Source organism: Agromyces seonyuensis (assembly GCF_009789225.1).
Lineage (GTDB): Bacteria > Actinomycetota > Actinomycetes > Actinomycetales > Microbacteriaceae > Agromyces > Agromyces seonyuensis.
The window spans coordinates 1-5,318 of sequence record NZ_WSTA01000134.1; the positions used below are offsets into that span (position 1 = coordinate 1).

General features: G+C 72.9%; 2 protein-coding genes. Both read right to left on the bottom strand.

Translation table 11 applies throughout. The features are described 5' to 3' along the window. Nucleotides 1–323: 323 nt before the first annotated feature. Complete coding sequence (locus GB864_RS17700; protein ID WP_160427011.1) at nt 324–4,853, bottom strand: FtsK/SpoIIIE domain-containing protein; 4,530 nt, start codon at nt 4,851–4,853, stop codon at nt 324–326. Beyond that, on the bottom strand, nt 4,850–5,318 hold a 469-nt coding region (locus GB864_RS17705), incomplete at its 5' end, for an FHA domain-containing protein (protein WP_236779236.1). The genes GB864_RS17700 and GB864_RS17705, both read right to left, overlap by 4 nt.

The window sequence follows — 5,318 nt, forward strand, 5'->3', positions numbered from 1 at the left end:
TCTTGAGACGACGCAGCACGTCGCCGATCTCCTCACGACCGCTGTCGAGCTTGCCCGACATCGCTTCCATCTCGCCGTAGGACGCCTTGAAATCAGCCACTGGTGCTCCTTGCTCAGGGATTCGGGTGAATGCCGGAACGGGACCGGCCGCACCCGAGGCTATCCCAGCGACCCCGGGGCGGCGGTCCGTTCTCCACAGCTCCCGGAACCGACCGGGTGCATCTCGGCGAGGGATGCCGGACCGTCGCCGGCATCCGCGCCGGCGTTCTCGGGGTGCCGCGCCTCGTGCCGGGTACGGACGGCTGCGGGCCCGTCGACCCGGATCAGTGGACGAGCGTCGCCTCGGGGCCGGCGGACCGGGCCGGCTCCTCGGCACGTGCGGCCGCCGGGACGAGCGGGAGTTGCACCGTGACGAAGCGGCCGTTCTCGACGAACAGGCCGCGCCCGGGCGGGAACTCGTGGCGCTGCACCTTCGGGAAGCCGACCTTGAAGAGCGACTCGCCGTCGTACTGGTCGGGCTTCAGCGCGATGCCGCGGCGGCCCGCCTTGAGCTCGCCGACGAGGCCGTAGCCGCTCGAGAGCTGCGAGACGTCGCCGTCGCCGATCAGGAAGTGCTCCGAGCGGTTGACCGCCTGGAAGAGCTCCTTGAGCGGTCGCTCGGCATCCGTGTCGCCGTACTCGAGCGCGTTCTCGACGACGATCACGAAGCGCGAGCCGAGCGTCTCGTCGGCCACGAGCGGGGCGAGCTCCTTCGCGAGCGCGCGCACGTCCTCGATCGAGGAGGCCGTGCGGCGCCACTCGCGGAGGTCGCGGAGCGCGGCCCGACGCCCGCCGAAATGGAAGAACTCGGTCGCCGGGTCGAAGCGCTCCATGGCGTGCACGAGCGCGCGCACCGCGTTCGTCTTGCCGGACTGCGGCGGACCGGCGACCACGAAGGTGCCGACCGGCTCGAAGCCGCGGGCACCGAGGGCCTCGTCGGAGATGCCGATGACCGGCTGGCCGGCGACCGCGTCCGGCAGGCCCGCGGGCGCGAGCTCGGTCGGCAAGGACCCGATCTCGGGGACGTCGACGGCACCGCGGGCGCGCAGTTCATCGGCGAAGGCGGCCATCGCGGCCGTCTGCTCGGCGACGTTGGCCGTGCCGCCGATGACGGCGATCTGCGTCTCGAAGCCGTCGACGATCGCGCGACCGGGACCGCTGCGCTCGTTGAGGACGTCCTTCGCGACGCCGAGGATCGAGTAGGCGCCCTCGTCGCTCATGCGGAGCACGACGCGCTTGGTCACGTTGGCGCTCACGGCCGTGGGCACGGCGCCGTAGCGGTCCGCGGTCGCCACGACGTGCACGCCGAGCGGCCGGCCCTCGCCGAGCATCCGCATGAAGACGGCGTAGAAGGGCGCCCGCGCCGACGTCGTCTCCCAGTCGTTCTTGAACGTGCCGAAGCCGTCGATGAGCAGCAGGATGCGCGGCTCGTCGACGCCCGTGATCTCGCGGTACTCGGCGAGCGTCGCGGCGTTCGCGTTCGAGAAGCGCTTCGACCGGTCGTCGAGGATGCCCCGGAGGGTGCGGAACAGGCGCTGCACGCGCTCGGCGTCGTCGCCGGAGACGATCGAGCCGATCTGCGGCAGGGGCTCCAGCGAGCGCAGCGCGCCCGTGCCGAAGTCGAGGCCGTAGACGTGCGCGGCACCGGCCTCCGGGCGGGCGCCCGCGGCGATGGCGATCGAGCGCAGGAGCGCCGTCTTGCCGGCGCCGCTCGTGCCGTAGACGAGCAGGTGCCCGTCGGCGTCGGGTTCGAAGAACACCGGCGCCTGCTGCTGGCGCTCGGGGATGTCGGCGAGGCCGAGCGGGATGCGGCCGTCGCCCTCGAGCGGGAGCTCGCGGAGGTCGACGGTCGCCGCCAGGTCGTCGAGCCAGGGTCGACGCGGCGCGGGCAGCGCGGCGAGCTCGGCCGCCGCGACGAGGTTCTTCACGAGGCGCTTCTGGTCGTTGGGGCCGAGGTCGCCGTCGTGGGCGTCGGCGTCGTCCTCGCTGTCGCGCTCCCACACGGTGATGGAGCCGAAGCGGAGCTCGGCGATGCGCGCCTCGGCGCGGTCGGGCTCGTCGGTCGTCCAGCCGCCGGCGTAGCCGGACTGGAACGGCACGAGCCGGCCGGGGCCGGTCTTCGCGATGCCGCGGCCCGGGATCGAGGGGTCGAACGTGCCGGCGACAGGATCGCCGACGACATCGTTCGAGTCGGACTCGTCGGCCATGCGCAGCGCGACGCGCAGGTTCGTGTTCGCGCGCAGGTTGTCCTTGATGACGCCCGCGGGGCGCTGCGTCGCCATGATGAGGTGGATGCCGAGGGAACGGCCGCGCTGGGCGATGTCCACGACGCCGTCGACGAACTCGGGCACTTCGCCCGCGAGGGCGGCGAACTCGTCGATGACGAGGACGAGCGCGGGCGGGGTGTCGGGGTCCTGGCGCTTCTCGAGCTCGAGGAGGTCCTTCGCCTTCTTGCGGTTGAAGAGGTGCTCGCGGTGGTGCAGCTCGGCCCGGAGGCTCGTGAGCGCGCGGCGCACGAGGTGCGGGCTGAGGTCGGTGACGAGGCCGACGCAGTGCGGCAGTTCGACGCAGTCCGCGAACGCGGAACCGCCCTTGTAGTCGACGAAGAGGAACGTCACGCGATCCGGGCTGTACTCGGCCGCCATGCCGAGCACCCACGCCTGCAGGAACTCCGACTTGCCCGAACCGGTCGTGCCGCCGACGAGGGCGTGCGGCCCCTGCGTGCGCAGGTCGAGGGTCATCGCGTCGGGGCTGCCCTGGCCGACGAAGGCCTTGAGGGTGCCGGCGCGCTTGAGCCGCGGTCGGGGCGTGCGCGAGCGGTCGAGGATCGAGTTGTTCTGGCGCCACCGGTCGACCGCCGTGTGCGGCTCGGCGGCGAGATCGGTGCCGAGCAGACGCAGCATCGACACGTTCGCCGGCAGGTCGGAGGAGTCCGCCGTGACGGAGGACGAGTCGATGACCGGGGCGAGTCGCTTGGCGAAGATCTCCGCGTACTGGTTCGAGACGCCCTCGACGGCGACGTCCTCGAGGCGCTCGCCCGCGCGGACGTAGCCGACCGCGGCTCGTTCGAGACCGCTCGTGACGTCGATGTAGGTGCGGCACGCGGCCGGCAGCGACTCCACCGTCGGCGCGAGGAAGACGGTGTAGACGCCGACGTCGGGCCCGCGCTCGATGAGCTGGGTGAGCCGCGGTCGGTCGACCGGAGCGTCGTTCGTGACGAAGAGCACGAGGGCGACCTCGCCGGGAAGCCCGTCGCCGCGGTCCTCGCCGACGCGCTTGCCGGCCGTCATGGTCGTGTCGCGCTCGGTCAGCGGACCGCGCCGCGTCGGCGAGCCCTTGAGCCGCTCGAGGATGGCCTCCTCGAGGCCGTTGAGGAGCGCCGTGCCGGCGGACTGGCTGTCGGCGAGCGCCATCTCGGCGAACGGCGAACGGGGGCTCGTCGTGTGCGGCAGCCACTTCATCCACTCGAGCTCGCTCGTCCACGCCGGGTCGACGATCGCCGCGGTGACGACCTCGTTCGGAGCGTGCAGGCCGAAGAGCTGCACGCCGATGCCGCGAGCGACGTCGGCGGCGTACTCGCGGGGACCGGCGATGCCGATCGCGCCGGAGGACGGCAGCATCTCGATGAGCGGGACGGCGTCGATTGTCGAGTACTTCTCGCGCAGCTTCGCCACCATGCCGGCGTACTTGGCGATGCCGCGGTAGTCGGCGAGCTCCTGCACGGTGTTGCGGCTCGCCGCGTCGGCGACGCCGAGTCGCAGCGAGAGGAAGTTCCAGTGCTCGGGGCGGCGCGTCCACAGGAGCGGCCCGAGCGCCATGGCCTGCTCGTAGACGGTGGCCGTCGCCGGCGCCTCGCCGCGGCGGCGCTCGCGCTCGACGTGGGTCTCGGCCTCGAGCCGGCCCTCGAGCTCCTCCAGCTGGACCTCGAACGTCTCGATCTCGAGCTTGCTCTTCGTGCCCTGCTGGGTGCGCTGGCCGATGAAGTTGCCGAGCATCATGAGCGGCGCCATGACGACGACGAGCAGCGACGTGGCCCGCTGGGTCATTGCGAACATCGCGAGGCCGAGCAGGATCGGCGCCATGATCATCGGCCACGGGAAGATGCGCGGCTCGGGCTCGCCGGGGATGACCGGATGCCGGTGCTCCTGGCCCGGGTAGCGGTCCTCGACGCGCGGCGAGCGGTTGAACATGAGCGCGCCGCCGCGCTCCAGCACCGCGCTCGTCGTGCCCTCGGGGCGCGGGGCGAGCGTGAAGGAGACCTCGGTGCCGCCGATCGTGATGATCTGGCCGGGGATGACCGTGATGCGCGGGAGCCGGCCGCCGTCGACCCGGATGCCGTTGGCCGAGTTGAGGTCGACGAGCTCGATGCCGCGGTCGACCTCGACGCGCGCATGCCGCTTCGAGACGAGCCGGTCCTGCAGCAGGACGTCGGCCGGCTCGAGCCGGCCGATGATCGACGCGCCCGCGGGGATCGGCACCGCCCGGCCCGCCTCCGGGCCGTTGTGGATGCGCATGACGGCGGCCGCGGGCTCGGTGCCGGCCCGGCGACGGCTGTGCGGGATGACGGCGGCGTCGAAGCCGGAGCCGATGGGCGCCTCGGCGATGAGGGTGTCGGGGTCGAGTCGGGAGGGCTCCGCCGCGGGAGGGGCGACCGCGAGGGTCAGTCGCGCGCCCGGCGGGATGGACTGGCTGCCGGCGGGGTCGTTCTCCGCGATGGCGCGGGCGACGTCTTCGACGGTGGCCGTGGCGTCCGCGGTGACGAGCAGGTCGACGGGGGCGCCGCTGCCGCGGCGCAGGCCGAGTTTGAACTTCATGCGCGGTCCTCTGCGGGTTCGACGACGAAGGAGCGCCCGCCGCCGAGCGACACGGTCGTGCCGTAGGGCACGACGACGCGTTCACCCGCGACGAGCTCGAGGGTCGCGCCGTCGGGCGCGGTGACCTCGGTGCCGTTGCTGGAGCCCCGGTCGACGAGCCAGGCGCCGCCCGGTTCGCGGCCGACGGCGAGGTGGGTCTTGGAGATGCGGCGGCTCGGGTCTTCGAGGGGCTGCACGAGGTCGACCGTCTCGCCGGGGGCCGGAGCCGGGTTGCGGCCGAGGAGGCCCGCGACGGGGGCGATGAGCCTCGCGCCGTCGTCGAAGCGCAGCACGGCGATGCCGCGGTCGTCCACGGCTGCCGGCGCGGCCGCACGGCGGCCCGGGGCCGGCGCAACCGGAACCGCCGACGGCACGGCGCCCATCGGGGCCGGCCCAGATCGGAAGAGCACAGCTTTGAACTCTTGT